Here is a 20,054-nt window from a genome sequence, read left to right as displayed (position 1 = left end):
AGATTGCGGTGACTGTCAGGTTGTGTGTCGGTGCCACGTGATAGCTGGGAACAATGGCCTCCAGAGGGAGGGGGAGAGACACATGACAGAGAAGAGAGCTGCAGCTGCGGGACCCTGGTGTCTCGCATTGGGAGCATTGCTGGGGGCCTTGCTCCTGGCGGGCTGCGAGGCGCCCGCGGGTAGAGAGGGTGGGGCGGTGGATTCGGTTTCCCAGGCCGTGCGGGAGTCGGAGAGCACCCGGCCAACATTCGCGAAGTTGGCGGCGGGAGCCGAGCACTCCCTGGCACTCGGCCCGAATGGCACGGTACGGGCCTGGGGCTCCAATGCCCACGGCCAGCTCGGGGATGGGACGACGGTACCGCATGCTACGCCTGTGCAGGCCGTGAGCCTGAGCGCCGTGGTGTCCGTGGCGGCCGGGGACTTCCACTCGCTGGCGCTGCGCTCGGATGGCACGGTGTGGGCTTGGGGCTCCAACGGCTATGGCCAGCTCGGAGATGGAACGACGGCCTCGCGCGCCACGCCGCTCCAGGTGCCGGGATTGAGCTCGGTTATCGCGGTGGCGGCCGGGAGCTACTCCTCGCTGGCGCTAAGCGCGGATGGCACGGTGTGGGCCTGGGGTGAGAACTCCCACGGCCAACTTGGGGATGGAACGAGCAGCGATCGCTCCACGCCCGTGAAGGTGGTGGGCCTGGACTCCGTAGTGTCCGTGGCGGCTGGGGACTTCCATTCGCTGGCGGTGCGCGCAGACGGGACCGTGTGGGCCTGGGGCGACAACTACAACGGCCAGTTGGGAGATGGGACCACCACCGACCGCCTGACTCCGGTGCAGGTGACGGGCCTGGGCTCCGTGGAGTCCCTGACGGCTGGGGACTTCCATTCACTGGCGGTGCGCGCGGACGGGACCGTGTGGGCCTGGGGAGCCAACTCGGAAGGCCAACTGGGAGACGGGACGTTCAATCAGCGCGCCACGCCGGTGCAGGTGACGGGGCTGAGCTCCATGGTGGCCGTGTCGTCCACGGGCTACCACTCCTTGGCGATGCGCGCGGATGGCACGGTGTGGGCCTGGGGCTACAACGCTCACGGCCAACTCGGGGATGCGACGAGCACCTCCCGCCCCACGCCGGTGCAGGTGACGGGCCTGGTCGCAGGGGTGGCCGTGGCGGCCGGAGGGTACCACTCGCTGGCGCTGCGCCCGGACGGCACGGTGTGGGCCTGGGGCTCCAATGCCGCCAGTCAGGTGGGAGATGGAACGGTCAGTGACCGCGCCACGCCCGTGAAGGTCTCGGGTCTCTCGTCGGGAGTAGGGACCGTGGCGGCCGGAGGGTACCACTCGCTGGCGCTGCGCCCGGACGGCACGGTGTGGGCCTGGGGGAAGAACATGTATGGCCAGCTCGGAGATGGCTCGACCAATGACCGCCCGAGCCCGGCGCAGGTGACCAACCTGGACTCGGTGGTGTCCGTGGCGGCCGGGGGACAGCTGTCTCTGGCGTTGCGTGCGGATGGCACGGTGTGGGCCTGGGGCGAGAACACGTATGGCCAGGTCGGCGATGGGACGACCACCCATCGCTCCCAGCCGGTGAAGGTGTCGGGCCTGAGCGGAGTGGTGGCCATGGCGGCCGGGGATATCCACTCGTTGGCGCTCCGCTCGGATGGCACGGTGTGGGCGTGGGGCAATGGCAACCTCGGCCAGCTCGGGCTCGGGGTGTACACCACCCGTAGCACGCCCGTGCAGGTGCCCGGGCTCAGCGGAGTGGTGGCCGTGGCGGCCGGAGGGTACCACTCGCTGGCACTGCGCTCGGATGGCACGGTGTGGGTTTGGGGCGACAACAGCGACAATCAGCTTGGGGATGGAACCACCACGACCCGTATGTCGCCGGTGCAGGTTCAGGGTCTGAGCAAGGTGGTGTCCCTGGGGGCTGGTCGATACCACTCGATGGTGGTGCGCGCGGATGGCTCCGTGTGGGGTTGGGGCTACAACAGCTATGGTCAGCTCGGCCTCCCGACGGGCAGTAACACCACCACGCCGGTGCAGATGCAGAACATGAGCGGAGCGGTGGCTGTCACGGGTGGGATGTACCACTCGCTGATGCTGCGCTCGGACGGGACGGTGTGGGGCGCTGGCTACGACAGCAACGGTCAGCTTGGCGGTACCTTACGGGGCAGGGTCTATAGCTCGCCGGTCCAGGTGCAAGGGCTGAGCGACGGGGTGGCCCTGTCGAGCGGAGACAGCCATGGGCTGGCGATGCGCGCGGATGGCACGGTGTGGGCCTGGGGCTCCAACCTCGAGGGCCAGCTTGGCAACGGACAGTCGGGCCAGCGCACGACGCTGGTGCAGGTGGTGGGCCTCAGCACGGCAGTCGGCTCAGTGGCCGGCTGGTACCACTCGCTGGCGCTGAGCTCGGATGGGACGGTGTGGGCGTGGGGTAACAACAGCTACGGCCAGCTCGGTATTGGGACGTTCGTCCAACGCAACACGCCCGCGCAGGTGCCGGGTCTGAGTGGGGTGCAAGCCCTTGGGGCAGGGGGGTATTACTCGATGGCGCTGCGCACGGACGGGACGGTGTGGACCTGGGGCGACAACTACGACGGCCAGCTGGGAGATGGGACGACGACCCGGCGCATCATGCCGGTGCAGGTGCAGGGGCTGAGTGATGTACGCGCCATCGCACCCGGAGCCAGCCATGCGCTGGCGCTGCGCACGGACGGGACGGTGTGGGCCTGGGGCAACAACGGCGGGGGGACGCTCGGAGATGGAACGACGACCGCGCGTGCCACACCGACGCAGGTGACAGGGCTGAGCGGGGTGCAGGCCATCGCCGGAGGGCTCAACCACTCGGTGGCGCTGCGCTCAGACGGGACGGTGTGGGCCTGGGGCAGCAACAGCTACGGCCAGCTCGGAATTGGGACGAACACCCAGCGCACCACGCCGGTGCAGGTAGTAGGGCTGAGCGGGGTGCAGGCCATCTGGAGCGGCCACGATCACGTCATGGCGCTGCGCTCGGACGGCACCCTGTGGGCGTGGGGTCGCAACTCCAATGGCCAGCTCGGGGATGGGACGACCGTCAATCGCTGGACGCCGGTGCAGGTGATGGGGCTGAGCGGGGTGAAGTCCTTCGCACCCAGTTCCGGCGCCAGCCACTCCCTGGTCCTGCGAACGGACGGGTCGGTCTGGGGTTGGGGTGCCAACACCACCGGCGAGCTTGGTGATGGGAGCACCACCCAGCGTACGACTCCGGTGCAGGTGCCGGGAGCTGTCGACATGGTGACCATGGCGCTGGGACATGGCCACTCACTGTTCGTTCGAGCGGATGGCACGGTCTGGTCCACCGGGTACAACCGTTATGGCCAGCTGGGGGACGGCAGCCCGTCCACCGACGTGAGCACCCCCATCCAGTGTCCGGTGCCCTGACGTCGCGAGTAGATGGCTTTAGAGGGCGGCTCCCCGCGATGGGGGGTCGCCCTCGTGTCACTTTTCACCCCTCGGAGAAGGCGCGCTCGATGAGGGCTTGCATGGGCGCATGGGCCGGCAGCGTGCCGAACGTCTGCCCGTGGGCTCCGCCCAGGCGCGATTCGCAGAAGGCGTCCGACACCGCGGTGTTGCCCGCGCGGATGAGGAGGGACGCCTGCAGCGCCAGGGCGAGCCCCTCGACGATGAAGCGCGAGCGCGTCTCCAGCGCGTCCGTGTTGGACAGCTCCTTGTGCAGGCGCGCTGTCGCCTCGTCGAACGCCGCGTGTCCGCCCTGCGCCGCGAGCAGCTCCTGGAAGAGGGCCTCGCGGCTGGCCGGCTCGCGCGAGGCCGCGCGCAGCACGTCCAGGCACTGGATGTTGCCGCTGCCCTCCCAGATGGAGTTCAGCGGCGCCTGCCGGTACAGGCGCGCCAGGTTGGTCTCCTCGACGTAGCCGACGCCGCCCAGGCACTCCTGCGCCTCGTTGACGAAGACAGGCGTGCGCTTACACACCCAGTACTTGCCCACGGCGGTGGCAATGCGGCCGAAGGCGGCCTCCTTCGCGTCCCGCTTGCTGGCGTCCACGGCCCGGGACACGCGCGCGGTGAGCGCTACGTGCGCCTCCAGCTCCAGCGCCAGGTCGGCGAGGACGTTGCGCATCAGCGGCTGCTCGATGAGCCGCTTGCCGAACGCGGTACGGTGACGGGTGTAGTGGATGGCCTGCACCAGCGCCTGCCGCATCTGCCCGCTGGAGCCAATCATGCAGTCCTGCCGCGTCATTGCGACCATCTCCAGGATGGTGGGCACGCCGCGGCCCTCCTCGCCCACCATCCAAGCGAAGGCGCCATTCAGCTCCACCTCGGAGGAGGCGTTGCTCCAGTCGCCCAGCTTGTCCTTGAGCCGCTGGATGCGGATGGCGTTCAGCTCGCCGTCGGGTGTGAAGCGCGGCATGAGGAAGCACGACAGCCCGCCCTCGGCCTGGGCGAGCACGAGGAACGCGTCGCTCATGGGCGCGGAGAAGAACCACTTGTGGCCCACCAACGCGTACGGCTGCCCGGGCCCGCGGGCGCTGCCCAGCCGCTGCGCCCGCGTGGAGTTGGTGCGCACGTCCGAGCCGCCCTGCTTCTCCGTCATGCCCATGCCCACGGTGACGCCCGCCTTCTGGGACGCGGGGATGAAGCGGCCGTCGTAGGTGGTGGACGTGATGCGCGGCAGCCACTCGCGCGCCAGCTCCGGCTGGTGGCGCAGCGCGGGCACGCTTGCGTACGTCATGGTGAGCGGGCAGCTCGTGCCCTGATCCGCCTGGTTGTGCAGGTAGAAAAGGGCCATGCGGGCCACATGGGCTCCGGGCTTCTCCTCGTTGCGCCATGCAAAGCCGGGCACCCCGTGGGAGATGCCCAGCTCCATCAGCCGGTGGTAGGCGGGATGGAACTCCACCTCGTCGCGGCGGTGACCATAGCGGTCAAAGGGCTTGAACTTGGGCTTGTTCTCGTTGGCCAGCACCGCCAGCTGCATCATCTCCCCGCTCACCACGGGGCCGTACTTCGCCAGCTCGGCCTCCGCCCAGCCGCCTCCTTCACGGGCCACGGCCTCCCGGAGCACGGTGTCCGTCTTCCAGGCGTCGTAGACGAGCGGCGGGGGCTGGTTGGTGACTTCGTGGGTGATGAAGCCAGCGGCGATGGCGTTGCGTTCAGTCATGGTGACGGTCCTCCCGGCGGGCCTGCGGCCTACGCCCCTTGGCTTATCGTGAACGGACGGGCCACACCACCGGCTCGGTGTGGTGATGGGCCCGGCGCACGGCCTGGCGCACAATCAGCCGGGGGGACATGATGTCCCCCCCTGAATGGAGACCTTGGCATGTCGATCCTGGGCGGATGTCGCTGCGGAGCCGTGAGCTATACGTTGGCCATCGATGTGTTGCCCGCGACCTACGCCTGCCACTGCCTCGATTGCCAGACGTGGAGTGGAAGCGCGTTCGCTCAGCATGCGCTGCTGCCCGAGGATGTCATCGCAGTGACAGGCCCCGTGGTCCTCTACGAGCACGAGGGGCCCGGTGGTCAGCCTTCATGCCAGCGGGTGTGCGGCGTTTGCCACACGCGCATCTACAACACCAACGCGGCCGTGCCTGGCCTCGTGGTGGTGCGGGCGGGGACGCTCGCCGACAGCCACCTGCTCGACCCGGTCGCGCACATCTGGGTGAAGCGGAAGCAGCCTTGGGTGGTCATTCCCGATGGCGTGCCGAGCTGGCCCGAGAGCCCGTCGCCGGAGGAGTTCGCGGCGGCGGTGCGAAGGCACAGGGGATAAAGCGACACCGAGGCCCCGAACCATCCACGGGCGGACAGGGCGGCTTCGCGGGGGATGGTGTTGACTTGACACTTACAGGCCGGGTGGCGGAGAACCGAGCGCATGACGACGCCCGGAAAGTCCGCTGACCTCGCCACGCGCCGGGAGCGCGCCCGCCTCTCGCTCGAAGGACTGTCGGTGGGAGACGCGTTCGGGGAGCGCTTCTTCGTGTCTCCCTCGGTTGCCCAGTCCATGGTGGAGCAGCGGCTCCTGCCGCGCGAGCCGTGGAACTATACGGACGACACGGAGATGGCACTCGCCATCGTGCGGGTGCTTGAGGAGCACGGGCGCATCGACCAGGACGCGCTGGCGCGGCTGTTCGGCCAGCGCTACCGGAGGAATCCACGCCGGGGTTACGGCGCCACCGCGCACGACATCCTGCAGAAGATTCACCTGGGGATGCCCTGGCGGGAGGTGTCCTCCGAGGTCTTCGAGGGCACGGGCTCCATGGGCAATGGTGGGGCCATGCGCGTGGCGCCGCTGGGCGCCTGGTTCGCGGATGACCTGGGACGGGTGGTGTCCGAGGCGCGGGCCTCGGCGGAGGTGACGCACTTCCACCCAGAGGGACAGGCGGGAGCCATCGCCATCGCCGTGGCGGCCGCGTGGGCGTACCGATGGCGGGAGGCCCGCCCGCCCGCGCGCCAGCTCTTCGACGTCGTCCTTGACCACACGCCCTCGGGGGAGACCCGGGCGGGACTGGAGAAGGCGCGCGAGTGGCCGCTCGATGCGACGCCCACGTCCGCGGCCCGGGCGCTGGGCAGCGGGCAGCGCGTCATCTCCCAGGACACCGTGCCCTTCTCGGTGTGGTGCGCGGCGCGGCACCTGGACAGCTACGAGGAGGCGCTCTGGAGCACGGTGGCGGGGATGGGGGACCGCGACACCACCTGCGCCATCGTGGGAGGCATCGTCGCGCTGAGCGCGGGGCGCGAGTCCATCCCCCGGGCATGGCTCTCGGCGCGCGAGCCGCTCGACATGACCTAGCGTTGCTCCTGCGCCTCTTCCCGGGCGCTCCCCCGTCACGGACACGTTCTGTCTGTGACGGGGGCGCCCTTATCGTGCTTCCGCTGAGGCCTCGAGCACCACCCGGTGCTTGCGAATCCCCAGGCTGAGGGGCACCGCCACCAGGGCAATGAGCGTGGCGACCAGGTAGACGTCGTTGATGCCCTCCACGAACGAGAACAACTCGATGCGACTGCGCTCCGTCATCCCCTGCCGCACGAGCTCCTGCGCCTCCCGGGCCGTGAAGGTGGACAGGAGCGACGTGAAGATGGCGATCGAGAACGCCCCGAACACGTTTCGCAACCAGTTGCTGATGGAGGAGGCGTGGCCGCTCAGCTCACGTGAAATCTGCTCCATGCCCGCGTTGCTGGCCGGCATCATGGAGAGGGCGATACCCACGTTTCGCACCACCATCCACATCACCATGTAGAAGCGTGGAACGTCCGGCGTCAAACGGCTCAAGGCAAACGTGCCCCCCGCTATCAATAGGACGCCAGCCGTCATGAGCGTGCTCGGCCCGAGCGGGCCATACATGCGCCCGACCAGGGGCATCAGGAGCGCCATGGCCAGGGAGGCCGGAAGGAGGATCAATCCGGTCTCGAGCGGCGTCACGCCCTGGACCTTCTGCAGGAACACGGGCACGAGGAACGCGCCCGAATACAGGCTGATCGTGATGATGCTCGAGATGATCAGCGTCACCAGATAGCGGCCGTTGGCGAGCACACGCAGGTCGAGCAGCGGAGCGCTCGTCTTCAACTCCCTGACGACGAAGACGATCAGTGACAGCGTCCCGATCATGAACAGGGACACGGTCTTCACCTGCGTCCAGCCCCAGTCCCTCCCCTGGCTCAGGGCGATCAGGAGCGACAGGGTGCCGGTGATGACGGTGAGCAGTCCGGGGAGATCAAACGCCTTCGGGGCCTGCAGGCGGTAGAAGGGAATGGTCCGCACGGCCAGGCCCACGGCGACGAGGCCGAGCGGAACGTTGATGAAGAACAACCACCGCCAGTTGCCCAGGGTGATCAACCAGCCCGCGAAGGTGGGTCCGAACGCGGGAGCGAGGCTGGCCGACAGGCTCCAGAGACTGGCGGCCAGCGCCTGCCGCTCCCGGGGAAGGAGCTGGTAGATGAGCGTCATGGTCACGGGCATGATGGCGCCGCAGAACGCGCCTTGGACGAACCGGAAGACCACGAGCGAGCGCGTATCCCAGGCCAGCCCACACAGCACGGACGCCAGGGTGAAACCCACCAGACTTGCCACGTACAGCCATTTGAAACTGAAGCGTCCGCCGAGATAGCCGGTGAGCGGCGCGCTCGTGCCCATGGCGAGCATGAAGCCCGTCAGGGTCCATTGCAGCAGGGAGAGCTCGGCACCGAAATATCTCTGCAACTCGGGGATGGCGATCGTGATCGTGCTGGAGCTCAGCACGGACATGAACGACCCCACGAAGAGGGCGAACATGAACGGCCAGAATCGGATGGCCCGTGACTCTTCTGATGGGTTCATGGGTTCGCTATTACCAGACCAGCGGCAGGCTCGTGATGCCCAGGTTGAAGCCACCCACGAATTGCGGCTTCTTCTCGGGGTCCAGCCGGAACGGCGGTACGCGCTTCAACCACTCCTGGTAGAACACCTTCATCTCCAGGCGGGCCAGATTCAGACCGACGCACCGGTGCGGACCCGTGTTGAATGTCTGGTGTTGCTCCTTCCGGCCGATGATGAACTGCTCGGGGTTGGGGAACGCCTCGTCGTCGTAGTTGGCCGCTGGCAAGAGCAACGACACCGTGTCGCCCTTTTTGAACTGGACGCCTTGGCAGACCTCGTCGCGCATCACCTGCCGGACCGTGGACGCGATACCATAGAGCCGCAGCAGCTCCTCGATGGCTCCGGGGATGAGGCTGGAGTCGGCCCGGAGCTTCGCCTGCAACTCCTGATCGCGCGCCAGGTGCCGGACGCCGAAGCTCAGGGCATTCACCACGGTCTCCAGCCCTCCGAGGAACAGGGCGATGCTGTAGCCCAGCATCTCATGGAAGTTGGGGTTGCGACCGTTGAGGTTCGCGTCGAGCAGCTGGCTGATCAGGTCATCCTCGCGCTTCTCCTGCCGGGCCTTGATGGTCTCCGCCAGGATTCCCGCGATGCTCTTGAAGACCCCCGCGCGGGTCGCGGGATCCACCGTGGCGGACGTCGCTTGCGTGGCCAGGTGACGGAACTCCGCCAGGCGGTTGGTCGGCATGCCCGCCAGCTTCATGAACAACGTGACGGGCAGCGGCTCGGCGACGTCCGAGAGGAAGTCGCAGCGTCCCGCGGCGAGCACCTTGTCGATGAGCTCGTTCGTCATGTCGCGGATCGCCGTCTCGAGTCCGGCGACGGATTTGGCCGACAGCGGCTGGTTGAGCGGCGCCCGGTACATCGTGTGCTGTGGCGGATCCGCCGCGATGGGCAGCATCATCAATCCCGGCTGCGAGTCCTTGTGTTCCCCCGAGTGTTCCTCCGAGTGCCCCGAGACGAGGAAGGCGTTGCTGTAGACCTCCGGCTTCATCGTGATGTCCACGATCGCCTTCTTCCGAGTCACCACCCAGTTGCCACCATTATACGGGGTGAAGAAGATGGGCGGGGCCTCGAGGATGAGGGAGCGCATCCGGGCGTGAGGATCCTCGAGCATCCTCGGATCCCTGGCGTTGTCGTATTCGTAGACCAGCTCCGGCGGGACGTGCGCGGGAATCTTGTCCAATTTCTTTCCGCTAAAGGAACTCATGTTCGAACCTTTCTGACTGTTGGAGAAAAAGCGTGGGCATCTACCCAGTCCTCACTCGCTCGTGTACGAGACGGGAAGACGGACCACCAGCCCATGAGGCTGTTGAGCGGGACGGCCGCGTCGCACAGACGGGTGACTTCGCGGCCATGAACTCCGCGGCAATGACCCGTCTGTCTTTGAAGTAGAAGGCCGAAAACTCCCAGCCCGCGTGACGCACTGCTCAGAGTGGGTGGAGAGTCCCCACTCTGAGCAGCTTCTGGCTCCTACCAGACCAGCGGCAGGTTCGTGATCGCCAGGGTGTAGCCACCGATGAACTGAGGCTTCTTCTCGGGGTCCAGCCGGAACGGGGGTACGCGCTTCAACCACTCCTGGTAGAACACCTTCATCTCCAGGCGGGCCAGATTCAGACCGACGCACCGGTGCGGACCCGTGTTGAACGTCTGGTGTTGCTCTTTCCGGCCCAGGATGAATTGCTCGGGGTTGGGGAACGCCGCGTCGTCGTAGTTGGCCGCTGGCAAGAGCAACAACACCGAGTCGCCCTTCTTGAACTGGACGCCATGGTAGACCTCGTCGCGCGCCACCCGCCGAGGCATGCACACGATGCCATAGAGCCGCAGCAGCTCCTCGATGGCTCCGGGGATGAGGCTGGGGTCGGCTCGGAGCTTCGCCTGCAACTCCTGATCACGCGCCAGGTGCCGGACACCAAAGCACAGGGCATTCACCACGGTGTCCAGCCCTCCGAGGAACAGGAGGATGCTGTAGCCCAACATCTCATGGAAGTTGGGGTTGCGGCCGTTGAGGTTCGCGTCGAGCAGCTGGCTGATCAGGTCATCCTCGCGCTTCTCCTGCCGGGCCTTGATGGTCTCCGCCAGGATTCCCGCGATGTGTTTGAAGGTCTCCGCGCGGGTCGCGGGATCCACCGTGGGGGACGACGCCTGCGCGGCCAGGTGACGGAACTCCGCCAGGCGGTTGGTCGGCATGCCCGCCAGCTTCATGAACAACGTGACGGGCAGCGGCTCGGCGATGTCCGAGAGGAACTCGCAGCGTCCCGTGGCGAGCACCTTGTCGATGAGCTCGTTCGTCATGGCCCGGATCGCCGGCTCGAGGCTGGCAACGGATTTGGCCGACAGCGGCTGGTTGAGCGGCGTCCGGTACATCGTGTGCTGCGGCGGATCCACCGAGATGGGCAGCAGCGTCAATCCCCCCGTCGGGTCCTTCTGTTCCCCCGAGTGTTCCCCCGTGGCAGAGGAGCGACTGCTGAAGACCTCCGGGTTCAGCGTCATGTCCACGATGGTCTTCTTCCGGGTCACCATCCACTGGCCCCCATTACACGGGGAGAAGAAGATGGGCGGGGCCTCGTGGATGAGGGATCGCATCCGGGCGTGCGGATCCTCGAGCATCCGCGGATCCCTGGCGATGTCGTACTCGTAGACCAGCTCCGGTGGGACGTGCGCGGGAATCTTGTCCAACTTCTGGCTTCCGCTGTCGGCGTGCATGGTTGAGCTCTCGGATTGTTGGAGAAAGAAGCGCGGGGGCCTGTCCAGTCCTCACTCGCTCGTCTGCGAGAGAGGAAGACGGACCACCAGCCCATCCAGCGCGGGAGTCACCTTGATCTGACAGGTCAGCCGGCTGTTGGATTGCACGTGGTAGGCGCACGAAATCATTCCCTCTTCCGCTGAATCGGGCGGGGGGAGCTTCTTCAGCCACGCCTCATCGACGTAGCCGTGGCAGGTCGCGCAGCTGGCGAAGCCTCCACACTCGGCGACGATGCCCGGCACGAGGTTGTCCATCGCCGCCTGCATGACGGACTGTCCCTCCTGCGCCTCGACCTCGTGCTCCTTCCCATCCGCCTCGATGAACTTGATCTTCGCCATGATGTCCTCTTGGGTGTTGCTTCCTGGTGTTGAACTGTCTTCAAGCGGCGAGGCTGTTGAGCGGGACGGCCGCGTCGCCTAGGCGGGTGATGTCCACCTCCGCTCGGCTCGAAACCAGACGCTTCGCGGCCATGAACTCCGCGGGGCGACCGATGACGTCCGCGGCGATGACCCGTCTGTCCTTGAGGTAGAAGGCCGAGAACTCCTTGCCCTCGACGGCGCCTCGCGTGACGCACTGCTCGTAGCCGGTGGAGAGCCCCACCATCTGCAGCTTCAAGCCGTACTGGTCCGACCAGAACCAGGGAATGGCGGCGTAGGGCTCCATCTTTCCCATCAGGGTGGCCGCCGCGACGCGCGCATGCTCGATGGCGTTAGGCACGGACTCGAGCCGGATGCGTCCGCCCGTGTAGGCGCTGGGCTGATTCGCGCAGTCCCCAATGGCGAGGATCGCTGGATCGGCCGTACAGGCGTACTCGTCCACGACGATGCCATTGTCGACGGCCAGACCCGCCGCGGAGGCCAGCTCCGTGTTGGGGATGAGGCCAATTCCTACCAGCACCAGGTCCGCCTCGAGCCGCTCTGGCACGCCACGACACGCGAGGCTCACCCCGCGCACCTGACGCCGCGCCTCGTCGAGCTCCAGGTCCCGCACCTCGCACGAGAGCCGGAACTCCACGCCCCGCTCGCGGTGGAGTTGCTCGATGAACGAGGACACCTCCGGCCCCGTCACTCGGGGGAGCAGGCGAGGTGCCGCCTCCAGCAGCGTTACACGCAGTCCAAGCTGCACGGCCACAGCCGCGACCTCGAGCCCCACGTAGCCGCCACCGATGATGATCAACCGGTTGCCTGGGACGAACTTCCCGCGCATTGCCTCGATGTCGGAAATCGAGCGCACCGAGAACAGGTTCTCGAGCCGGGCACCCTCCAGCCCGGGGAGGTTCAAGGGACGTGCCCGACCTCCCGTGGCCAGAACAAGCTTGTCATAGGCCAGCCGGCTCCCATCCCCCAGGGAGATCTCCCGGGTGGAGCGATCGATGGCCTCGACGCGCGTGCCAGTCTTGAGCTCGATGTCGAAGCGCTCATAGGTCGCGAGCGGCTTGAGATAGAGATCCGTCAGCGCCACCTTTCCCTGTAGGAATCCCTTCGAGAGCGGAGGCCGCTGGTAGGGTGGATGCGCCTCGTCTCCCAGCAGGAGAACGCGCCCCTTGTAGCCCTGCTTTCGCAAGCCGGCGGCCAGCTCGCCACCGGCCTGGCCGGCTCCCACGATGATGATGCGCTCTTCCATTGCCAAGACGTTCCTTTCTCGTTGCGCCCGGTTCGAATCGGTCACCGCCGAGCGGAGACGGGGGCTAACCACAACCCGACGAGCGCGTCGACCAGTCCGGCCGCGGTGGACTCCCACGTCGAGCGGGGCGGGGCCGTGCCCTCGTGCAGCGCGCGTTCCCGCTCGGCGCACATGTGCGCGATGAGCAACCGGCTCATGTTGCCGCGATCCTGCCGCACATCCTCGGGGAGACGCGGGACCAGCTGGAATACGCTCTCGATGATCTGCTGCAGCGCCCGCGAGGAGCCCACCTCTTTGCTCACGCGCTCACGCCAGGAGGGATGGGTCGTCACCTGGGCGATGAACCGCGCGTACCAGGAGGGGCTGCCCAACGAGGCGAGGTGCTCGGTGGTCGGCCGTACGAGGCAGGACATCCAGTCGCGCAGGTCGGGCGAGCCGGCGATCTCCGCGAGCATCTCAGCCCGCCGCCGTTCCACCGACTCGGAGTGACGGCGGACGATGGCCACCACGAGCTCCTCCTTGGAGCCGAAGTGATAGCCGACGGCGAAGTTGTTCGACTGGCCGGCCGCCTCGCTCACCTGGCGGTTGGAGACGGCCTCCACGCCGTGCTCGGCGAACAGCCGCTCGGCGGTGACGAGGATCAGCTCGCGGGTCTCGCTGCCTCGGTCGGATTTGCCCTGACTCATCAGCGCACCAGGTCCTTTCAGTTCATCAGCTCCGCGGGGGCGCACAGCCGCGCGCGCACCGTGGCCACGGGGGTCTCCCAGTGGTTCTCGAACCAGAAGTCGAGGAACAGCGGGGACGCGCGGCCACGGCGGTACGCGGCCCAGATCCGCCGCAGGTACTCGGACGTGTCGACGCCGGCTTGCCGGCCCTTGAGTTGTCCGAGCGTGCCGAACAGCACGATGAGTGCCGCAGTCCAGATACCCAGGTTTCCCTGGACGTATGCCTGTAGCTCTATCTCGCCCATCACGTCCGTGCCGTAGCCCGTCACCAGGTGCATCACGTCATGCGTCTCGCGGTAGCGCTTGGCGACGAAGTCGATGTCGTTCTTGAGCTTGAGCGTTGTCTCGAAGGGTGTGATCTTGTTGTCGCGGTAGTAGCGCGCGTACGCATGGCCGAGCGTTCCCTCGGGCAGGCGCTCGAGCGCGGCCAGATCCAGATCCTTGGCCTCCAGAGAAGGGTGCTTGGACAGCATGCGGCGCCAATCCTCGCTGTGCTGGAGCTTCTGGATGAGCGATTCGTAGACGTCGTAGTCCAGGCAGGCATTGAGCGTCTGGCCATAGACGGGATTCCCCTCGTTGCCCTTGACCAATTTCAGGATCTTGGTCGCGATGCGCAGGCGGGTGAACAGAGAGGCGTTTTCAGGCAGGGTCAGGGTATTGGTGTCGACCATGGGGTTTGGGGACAGGGTCTTGGGGTTGAAACAACCAGGACTTCCAGGGGGGCGCGGAAGAATCAGGGCGTGACTTCCAGGCCCGCGAGCTCGGCTCGGGTGTGTCACCGCCGGGCGGTAACGGGGGCCAGCCACAAACCGACGAGCGCATCGACCAGGCTGTCCGTGGTGGACTCCCACGTCGAGTGGGGCGAGGCCGTGCCCTCGTGCAGCGCGCGTTCCCGCTCGGCGCACATGTGCACGACCAGCATCCGGCCCATGTCGTTACGCTCTTGTCTTACGTCCTCGGGGAGACGAGGGATCAGCCGGAACATGCCCTCGTGGGCCTGCTGCATTGACTGCGAGGTGAATGACTCCTTGCGCACGCGCTCTCGCAAGGCGGGATGGGTCGTCACCTGGGCGATGAACCGCGCGTACCAGGACGGGATACCCAACGAGGCGAGGTGCTCTGTCGCCGGTCGCACGAGGCAGGACACCCAGTCGCGCAGGTCAGGTGAGCCGGTGATCTCCGCGAGCATCTCAGCCCGCCGCCGTTCCACCGACTCGGAGTGCCGGCGCACGATGGCCACCACGAGCTCCTCTTTAGAGCCAAAGTGGTAGCCAACGGCGAAGTTGTTCGACTGGCCCGCTGCCTCGCTCACCTGGCGGTTGGAGATGGCCTCCACGCCGTGCTCAGCGAACAAACGCTCGGCGGTGACGAGGATCAGCTCGCGTGTCTCGCTGCCTCGGTCGGATTTGACCTGACTCATCAGCGCACCCACCAGAGGGCGCGGAACGGGTCATCCAGAACCACCTTGCAGTCGTCGGCACTCATCCAGACCTCCGGGGCGTGGCCCGTCCTCGAGCCCACGCCACAAGGTCTAAGTCGAATGACTGAAACAGTCAACTGACTTAAATGGGTGCCTGATTGAGCAGGGGGCGGTCTCAGCCAGTGGGTTCGAGACGCACACGCGACCTGCTCAAGGTCGACCTTCGCGAGGGAGCCAGGTGTGCAGACTGGCTCCCTCGCCTGCTCCTACGGCGATGGGGTGGGGGAGGGGGCGGTGCTCTCGTCCGGCGCGAAGCCGAGCACCTTCGCGCCGGCCGCCTTGGCTCCATCCAGCGCGGCCACCAGCTTGCCGTAGCTCGCCTTGTCGTCCGCCACGAAGAAGACGATGCGCTCGTCGTTCTTCTTGGTGTTGAGCAGCTGGGTGAGCCGCGTGACGTAGTCCGTCGGCGCGATCTTCTCCGTGTTGATGGAGTAGTCCCCCGACTCGGTCACCTGCACCACAATCTGCGAGTCGTTCGAGTCGGGTGTTGGGTTCTCCGCCACCTCGGTCTCCGGCACGCGCACCTCGATGTCCTTCTCCATCAGCGGCGTCACCACCATGAAGATGATGAGGAGCACCAGCACCACGTCCACCAGCGGGGTGACATTGATTTCCGAGTTGGGTGCCGAGGCGGGTTTGACCCAGGACTTGCGAAGGTTGTTCTTGGCCATGGCTACTCCTTGAGCTGCTCGACCCCCAGGGACACGCGCTTGGCGTTAGCCTTGCGCGCCACGTCCATCACCTTGCGCACGTCGCCGACCCGTAGCGAGTTATCCGCCTTGAGGAGAATCCTGCGGACGGGGTCCTTGGCGAGCACCCCCTTCAGTCGGTCTTCCAGCGCCTTCTCGTCCAGGGGGTCGTTGTCCAGATAGAGCTTCTTGTCGGGTGTCACCGAGAGGATAAGCGCGTTGTCTTTGGTGTCCGTCTTCTTGTTTTCAATCTCCTTGGCCTTGGGCAGTGTCACGTTCTTGCCACGCTGGAGCATGGGGGTGACGACCATGAAGATGATGAGCAGCACGAGCACCACGTCCACCAGCGGGGTGACGTTGATTTCGGCCTTGGGGCCCCCGGAGGGACCCCCGACTGACATTCCCATAAGTGCACCTGGGGTTCTGGAAGGGTTGGACCACCGAGCTCAGGAGTGCAAGCCGCCGAGGTGTCGGGCCACCATGTCCAGGAACTCGTTGGAGGACTCGGAGATGTCCACCGAGCGAGCGTCCACCCAGCCCTGCAGGAAGTTGTAGGCCATCACCGCGGGGATGGCCACCAGCAGGCCGAAGGCCGTGGTGATGAGTGCCTCGGCAATACCAGACGAGATGGTGTTCAGACCCCCGGAGTTCGCCTCTGCCATGAGGCTGAAGGCGTTCACGATGCCCATCGTGGTGCCGAGCAGGCCCACGAAGGGGGCCGTAGAGCCCACCGTGGCCAGCACGCCCAGGCCGCGCTTGAGGCTCTGAACCTCACGCTGGGCCTGGCGCTCGAGGGCGCGCGCCACGGACTCCACCGCCACATCCTTGTTGGACGACGACACCCGGTAGGCCGTCAGGCCCGAGTTGATGACCCGGCCCAGGTGCCCCACGTCCTTGCCTGTCTTGGCATTGGCTGCCGTGTTGAGGTCGTCCTTCGCGAGGATGGCCCCCATCTTGGTGGCGAAGCTACGCGATTCGGAGCGGTTCTTCCGGTACACCATGATGCGCTCGGCAATGACAACCAGTGAGGTGATCGACATCGCACCCAGCGCAAAGATGATCATCCGGGCGAACGGACCCGTGTGCTCCCAGATTCCAGTGATCGTGAATTGCATGGCTGTGAGGCGCCCCTCCTTGAGCGCGTGGAGGCGAGTTCCATGTCGCCCGTCCACATGCCAGTCACCTTAAGGAGTTGCGGATGCGCCATGGCCAAGGGATGACCATATTTTTGTCATGGTCTTGTCATGGCCGCCGAAGGAACAGAGACACAGTCCCGCCAAGTCCTCAGGGAGCGAGTGAGCCCAGTGCTCGACGCAGCATCGAAAGATGAATTCCAAGCACGTCGGGCCAGCGCCACACCACCACATTGCATATGCATTCGCTGAAGGATTGTGAGCCCAGGCAGCATGGCCGTTGGAATCGCATGGAGCCGAACACGAAGAAGCTCGAGATCCGGGACCTCGGCTGCTCTTCCCCGTAATGTGCACCCGCACCAGACTCCCTGGTTGATGACGGAGGTGTACCTTATGAGGTTCATTGGGCTCGCGCTGATGCTGGTCTCGGTGGGTGGGGTGGGGGCCTGTCGTGCCACTGGAATGGGGAGTGAACCCCGGAGTGAGAATGAGCCACCTGCTGGCTCAGCCTGCACGGATGACACACGAGAGGACGACGACACGCTGGAACAAGGGCTGGCTGCCAGCCCCGTCCACCATATCTTCAACCAGGGGCCGTTGAGGCTCGAGGGCGTGGCGTGCCCCGGGGATGCGGACTGGATTCACGCCCATGTGGACTGCTGCAACCCGTCCGGTGCGGTCGTGCGGTGGGATGCTTCGCTCGGCGCGTTGGAGGTGGAGCTCCTCGACAACAAGGGCAGCCCGCTTCCGCTGAGCGCCCCCGGTGACACCGTCCAGCGTCAACCGGGTGAGGTGCGCCTGCTTCGCGCCGAGTACGGAGGCTCTTTCCTCGTCCGCGTTCGTGCCGAGGGCGCGGCGGCCGTGCCGTACTCCTTGGAGCTGACCGCGCCCGTGTTCGTCCGGTAGGGAGAAGGTTGGAAGAAGCGGGTCCATCCCCGCCGGCCCGGATGATACGGTCCGGCGCTGCTTCCTTTGTCTCTCCACAACCGAGGGTTTCAAGCCATGATGAACCATCGATTTGCGTCGCACCTGAGCCTCTCCGCCCTGGCCGCGCTCCTCTTCTTCGCGGCTACGCCCGCCCTGGCGCAGAAGAGCATTCCGCCCGCCAAGGCGCCCGTCAGCCCGTTCGAAATGACGGCGAAGAAGCTGAACGACACCACGTACGTGAAGGTGACGTACAACTCGCCCCGCATCCAGGACCCCAAGACGGGCCAGAAGCGCGTCATCTTCGGCAAGCTGGTGCCCTATGGCGAGGTGTGGCGGCTGGGCGCGAATGCCGCCACGGAGCTCACCACGACCGGCGACATCGAGCTCGCGGGCAAGCGGCTCCCGGCCGGCACCTACGCGCTCTTCGCCATCCCCCAGGCTGACAAGTGGACCCTCATCGTCAACAAGGATGTCGGTCAGTGGGGCGCCTACAAGTACAACAAGGACAACGACGTCCTGCGCGTGGACGTGCCGGCGAAGAAGACCGCCGACACCTACGAGGCCTTCACGATTGCCTTCGATGAGAAGGGCACCGCGCTGAACCTCACGTGGGAGAACACGCAGGTCACCGTTCCCGTGAGCCCGGCCAAGAAGGGCTAAGCCCCTTCAGGGAAGTGGGGCCAGCTGCCTGGCCGAGCACAAGGCGGGCGACACGGAGGTCTGCCGGGGCGCCCGCCTTGGTGTGGTGAGGGGCGGCGCCCGGGCCCGCCTCGTCAGGCCAGGAGCGAGCCGGCCAATGCCAGCATGACCAGCCCGATGGCTCCATCCAGAAGCCTCCAGGCGAGGGGCCGGGCGAAGAGGGGCGCGAGGTACCGCGCGCCAAAGCCCAGGCTGCTGAACCACGCGCAGCTGGCGGCCGCGGCCCCGACGCCGAAGAGCGGCGCGTCGCGCTCCCCTTCCCGCGCCGCGACGGAACCCAGGAGCACGACGGTGTCCAGGTAGACGTGGGGGTTGAGGAACGTGAGCGCCAGGGCCGTGCGCAGCGTGGGCCCCGCGCCCGCCTCCCGCCCGCCGGCGGCCTCCAGCCCTGTGTGGGCGGGGCGGAGTGCGCGGGCGAGCGACGTCAGGCCGAACCAGGCCACGTAGGCGGCGCCGCACCACGTGGTCACCACGACGAGCCACGGGAGGCTCTCGACGAGCCGCCCCATGCCCGCGACGCCTGCGGCGATGAGGAGCACGTCCCCGGCCACGCAGACGCCCACCACCAGCGGGACGTGCGCGCGCAGCAGGCCCTGCCGCAGGACAAAGGCGTTCTGGGCTCCGATGGCCACGATGAGCGAGGCGCCCAGCCCGGCCCCTCGGATGAACGGCGACAGCTCCATGACAACCCTCCGTGTGGTGCGCTCTTCGCGCCCCCACTCGGCAAGGTGCCCAGGTACAGGTATGTAGTGAAGCTAAACATCCTGAACCTGATGAAGGAGCGCTAAACCATGCTCGACTACCCTCTGCTGGAGGCGCTGGCGGCTGTCGTGCGCGAAGGGTCCTTCGAGCGTGCCGCCCGGGTGCTCCACGTCACGCCGTCGGCTGTCTCCCAGCGCGTCAAGCTCTTGGAGGAGCGCCTGGGCCAGGTGCTGGTTGTACGGGCGCAGCCCTGCCGCCCCACGGCGACGGGCGCGGTGCTCTGCCGGCACGCCGAGCAGGTCGCGCTGCTCGAGCACGAGCTGCGCGCCCGCCTTCCCGAGGTGGGGACGGCCTCGGGCCCCCTGCCCACGTTGCGCCTGGCGGCAAACGCCGACAGCGTCGCGACCTGGCTCGTGCGCGCCTTGGCGGCCTTCGCCTCGCGCCACGCCTTGCTGTTCGACCTGGCCGTGGACGACGAGACCAACACCGCCGAGATGCTTCGGTCGGGCTCAGTGCTCGGCGCCGTGACCTCGCAGGGCGAGCCCGTCCAGGGCTGCCGCTCCACGCGCCTGGGGGCGCTCCGCTACCTGGCGACGTGCTCTCCCGACTTCCACCGGCGCCACTTCGCCTCGGGCGTGACGCCCGCGGCCCTCGCCGGCGCACCGTGCCTGCGCTTCGACACCAAGGACGCGCTCCAGCGCACGTTCCTGCGACGGCTGACGCGCGCCCAACTCGAGCCGCCGACCCACTGGGTGCCCAGCCCGCACGGCTTCCTGGAGGCCTGCCGCGAGGGGATGGGTTGGGGGATGAACCCCGAGCCCCTCATCCGCGAGGAGCTGCGCGCCGGGAAGCTCGTCGAGCTCGCTGCCGGCCGACACCTGGATGTGGTGCTGTACTGGCAGCAGTGGCGATTGGCGTCCCCGCTTGTGGAGGATCTGACGCGAACGCTCCAGGCGGCCGCCCGCGCCACCCTGCGCTAATACTCGCCCACCAGCGC

At 66.9% G+C, this 20,054-nt stretch carries 19 protein-coding genes; 6 read left to right on the top strand and 13 right to left on the bottom strand.

Annotation, left to right across the window (positions count from 1 at the left end; all coding sequences use genetic code 11):
- Positions 1-196 precede the first annotated feature (196 nt).
- Entirely contained in the window at positions 197-3,409 is a 3,213-nt protein-coding gene (locus tag F0U60_RS39680) for an RCC1 repeat-containing protein (RefSeq protein WP_395807596.1), read from the top strand.
- Positions 3,410-3,473: 64 nt separating this feature from the next.
- On the opposite strand, the gene F0U60_RS39675 is transcribed toward F0U60_RS39680, so the two are convergent.
- Positions 3,474-5,144, bottom strand: a complete 1,671-nt coding sequence (locus tag F0U60_RS39675; RefSeq protein ID WP_395807594.1) for an isovaleryl-CoA dehydrogenase — start codon at positions 5,142-5,144, stop codon at positions 3,474-3,476.
- A 159-nt stretch (positions 5,145-5,303) separates the two neighbouring features.
- Between F0U60_RS39675 and F0U60_RS39670 the strand changes: the two genes are divergently transcribed.
- Positions 5,304-5,750: a GFA family protein gene (locus tag F0U60_RS39670; protein WP_395807592.1), complete on the top strand. Its 447-nt coding sequence runs from the start codon at positions 5,304-5,306 to the stop codon at positions 5,748-5,750.
- 102 nt (positions 5,751-5,852) lie between these two features.
- Positions 5,853-6,770: an ADP-ribosylglycohydrolase family protein gene (locus tag F0U60_RS39665; RefSeq protein ID WP_395807590.1), complete on the top strand. Its 918-nt coding sequence runs from the start codon at positions 5,853-5,855 to the stop codon at positions 6,768-6,770.
- 69 nt (positions 6,771-6,839) lie between these two features.
- On the opposite strand, the gene F0U60_RS39660 is transcribed toward F0U60_RS39665, so the two are convergent.
- From F0U60_RS39660 to F0U60_RS39610, 11 genes are all read right to left on the bottom strand, one after another.
- Positions 6,840-8,294: a DHA2 family efflux MFS transporter permease subunit gene (locus tag F0U60_RS39660; protein WP_395807588.1), complete on the bottom strand. Its 1,455-nt coding sequence runs from the start codon at positions 8,292-8,294 to the stop codon at positions 6,840-6,842.
- 10 nt (positions 8,295-8,304) lie between these two features.
- Entirely contained in the window at positions 8,305-9,543 is a 1,239-nt protein-coding gene (locus F0U60_RS39655) for a cytochrome P450 (protein ID WP_395807586.1), read from the bottom strand.
- A 263-nt stretch (positions 9,544-9,806) separates the two neighbouring features.
- Entirely contained in the window at positions 9,807-11,039 is a 1,233-nt protein-coding gene (locus tag F0U60_RS39650) for a cytochrome P450 (protein WP_395807583.1), read from the bottom strand.
- Between the two features lie 51 nt (positions 11,040-11,090).
- Positions 11,091-11,417, bottom strand: a complete 327-nt coding sequence (locus F0U60_RS39645) for a 2Fe-2S iron-sulfur cluster-binding protein (protein ID WP_395807581.1) — start codon at positions 11,415-11,417, stop codon at positions 11,091-11,093.
- A 40-nt stretch (positions 11,418-11,457) separates the two neighbouring features.
- Positions 11,458-12,702: an NAD(P)/FAD-dependent oxidoreductase gene (locus F0U60_RS39640; protein WP_395807579.1), complete on the bottom strand. Its 1,245-nt coding sequence runs from the start codon at positions 12,700-12,702 to the stop codon at positions 11,458-11,460.
- Positions 12,703-12,743: 41 nt separating this feature from the next.
- Complete coding sequence (locus F0U60_RS39635) at positions 12,744-13,388, bottom strand: TetR/AcrR family transcriptional regulator (RefSeq protein ID WP_395807577.1); 645 nt, start codon at positions 13,386-13,388, stop codon at positions 12,744-12,746.
- 17 nt (positions 13,389-13,405) lie between these two features.
- Positions 13,406-14,098 (bottom strand): Coq4 family protein, encoded by a 693-nt coding sequence (locus F0U60_RS39630; RefSeq protein WP_395807575.1) that lies wholly within the window; start codon positions 14,096-14,098, stop codon positions 13,406-13,408.
- Between the two features lie 104 nt (positions 14,099-14,202).
- On the bottom strand, positions 14,203-14,847 hold the full coding sequence (locus F0U60_RS39625; RefSeq protein ID WP_395807573.1) for a TetR/AcrR family transcriptional regulator: 645 nt from the start codon (positions 14,845-14,847) through the stop codon (positions 14,203-14,205).
- Between the two features lie 266 nt (positions 14,848-15,113).
- Positions 15,114-15,578, bottom strand: a complete 465-nt coding sequence (locus F0U60_RS39620) for an ExbD/TolR family protein (protein ID WP_395807571.1) — start codon at positions 15,576-15,578, stop codon at positions 15,114-15,116.
- A 2-nt stretch (positions 15,579-15,580) separates the two neighbouring features.
- Positions 15,581-16,003, bottom strand: a complete 423-nt coding sequence (locus F0U60_RS39615; RefSeq protein ID WP_395807569.1) for an ExbD/TolR family protein — start codon at positions 16,001-16,003, stop codon at positions 15,581-15,583.
- A 39-nt stretch (positions 16,004-16,042) separates the two neighbouring features.
- A complete protein-coding gene (locus F0U60_RS39610) occupies positions 16,043-16,711 on the bottom strand; it encodes a MotA/TolQ/ExbB proton channel family protein (RefSeq protein WP_395807567.1) in 669 nt (222 codons plus the stop codon).
- Between the two features lie 411 nt (positions 16,712-17,122).
- Here F0U60_RS39610 and F0U60_RS39605 point away from each other — a divergent pair, with 411 nt between their 5' ends.
- Together F0U60_RS39605 and F0U60_RS39600 are read left to right on the top strand one after the other, a co-directional pair.
- A complete protein-coding gene (locus F0U60_RS39605; RefSeq protein WP_395807565.1) occupies positions 17,123-17,635 on the top strand; it encodes a hypothetical protein in 513 nt (170 codons plus the stop codon).
- A 96-nt stretch (positions 17,636-17,731) separates the two neighbouring features.
- Complete coding sequence (locus F0U60_RS39600) at positions 17,732-18,316, top strand: DUF2911 domain-containing protein (RefSeq protein WP_395807563.1); 585 nt, start codon at positions 17,732-17,734, stop codon at positions 18,314-18,316.
- A gap of 113 nt (positions 18,317-18,429) precedes the next feature.
- Here the strand turns inward: F0U60_RS39600 and F0U60_RS39595 are convergent, their stop codons facing one another.
- Positions 18,430-19,038, bottom strand: coding sequence for a LysE/ArgO family amino acid transporter (locus F0U60_RS39595; RefSeq protein WP_395807561.1), 609 nt, complete (start codon positions 19,036-19,038; stop codon positions 18,430-18,432).
- Between the two features lie 108 nt (positions 19,039-19,146).
- Here F0U60_RS39595 and F0U60_RS39590 point away from each other — a divergent pair, with 108 nt between their 5' ends.
- Complete coding sequence (locus F0U60_RS39590) at positions 19,147-20,037, top strand: LysR family transcriptional regulator ArgP (protein ID WP_395807558.1); 891 nt, start codon at positions 19,147-19,149, stop codon at positions 20,035-20,037.
- Positions 20,038-20,054: the final 17 nt, after the last annotated feature.

The sequence above is a fragment of the Archangium minus genome (assembly GCF_044360475.1).
In the GTDB taxonomy this organism is placed as follows: Bacteria; Myxococcota; Myxococcia; order Myxococcales; family Myxococcaceae; genus Archangium; species Archangium minus.
Note: the sequence above shows the minus strand (reverse complement) of the source record. Positions and strands in the feature narration are given on the sequence as shown.

What these genes read in the sequence shown, in the direction of transcription:
- F0U60_RS39675 (WP_395807594.1), bottom strand. Translation starts at nt 5,144, where the DNA reads ATGACTGAACGCAACGCCATCGCCGCTGGCTTCATCACCCACGAAGTC.
- F0U60_RS39670 (WP_395807592.1), top strand. Translation starts at nt 5,304, where the DNA reads ATGTCGATCCTGGGCGGATGTCGCTGCGGAGCCGTGAGCTATACGTTG.
- F0U60_RS39665 (WP_395807590.1), top strand. Translation starts at nt 5,853, where the DNA reads ATGACGACGCCCGGAAAGTCCGCTGACCTCGCCACGCGCCGGGAGCGC.
- F0U60_RS39660 (WP_395807588.1), bottom strand. Translation starts at nt 8,294, where the DNA reads ATGAACCCATCAGAAGAGTCACGGGCCATCCGATTCTGGCCGTTCATG.
- F0U60_RS39655 (WP_395807586.1), bottom strand. Translation starts at nt 9,543, where the DNA reads ATGAGTTCCTTTAGCGGAAAGAAATTGGACAAGATTCCCGCGCACGTC.
- F0U60_RS39650 (WP_395807583.1), bottom strand. Translation starts at nt 11,039, where the DNA reads ATGCACGCCGACAGCGGAAGCCAGAAGTTGGACAAGATTCCCGCGCAC.
- F0U60_RS39645 (WP_395807581.1), bottom strand. Translation starts at nt 11,417, where the DNA reads ATGGCGAAGATCAAGTTCATCGAGGCGGATGGGAAGGAGCACGAGGTC.
- F0U60_RS39640 (WP_395807579.1), bottom strand. Translation starts at nt 12,702, where the DNA reads ATGGAAGAGCGCATCATCATCGTGGGAGCCGGCCAGGCCGGTGGCGAG.
- F0U60_RS39635 (WP_395807577.1), bottom strand. Translation starts at nt 13,388, where the DNA reads ATGAGTCAGGGCAAATCCGACCGAGGCAGCGAGACCCGCGAGCTGATC.
- F0U60_RS39630 (WP_395807575.1), bottom strand. Translation starts at nt 14,098, where the DNA reads ATGGTCGACACCAATACCCTGACCCTGCCTGAAAACGCCTCTCTGTTC.
- F0U60_RS39625 (WP_395807573.1), bottom strand. Translation starts at nt 14,847, where the DNA reads ATGAGTCAGGTCAAATCCGACCGAGGCAGCGAGACACGCGAGCTGATC.
- F0U60_RS39620 (WP_395807571.1), bottom strand. Translation starts at nt 15,578, where the DNA reads ATGGCCAAGAACAACCTTCGCAAGTCCTGGGTCAAACCCGCCTCGGCA.
- F0U60_RS39615 (WP_395807569.1), bottom strand. Translation starts at nt 16,003, where the DNA reads ATGGGAATGTCAGTCGGGGGTCCCTCCGGGGGCCCCAAGGCCGAAATC.
- F0U60_RS39610 (WP_395807567.1), bottom strand. Translation starts at nt 16,711, where the DNA reads ATGCAATTCACGATCACTGGAATCTGGGAGCACACGGGTCCGTTCGCC.
- F0U60_RS39605 (WP_395807565.1), top strand. Translation starts at nt 17,123, where the DNA reads ATGAGGTTCATTGGGCTCGCGCTGATGCTGGTCTCGGTGGGTGGGGTG.
- F0U60_RS39600 (WP_395807563.1), top strand. Translation starts at nt 17,732, where the DNA reads ATGATGAACCATCGATTTGCGTCGCACCTGAGCCTCTCCGCCCTGGCC.
- F0U60_RS39595 (WP_395807561.1), bottom strand. Translation starts at nt 19,038, where the DNA reads ATGGAGCTGTCGCCGTTCATCCGAGGGGCCGGGCTGGGCGCCTCGCTC.
- F0U60_RS39590 (WP_395807558.1), top strand. Translation starts at nt 19,147, where the DNA reads ATGCTCGACTACCCTCTGCTGGAGGCGCTGGCGGCTGTCGTGCGCGAA.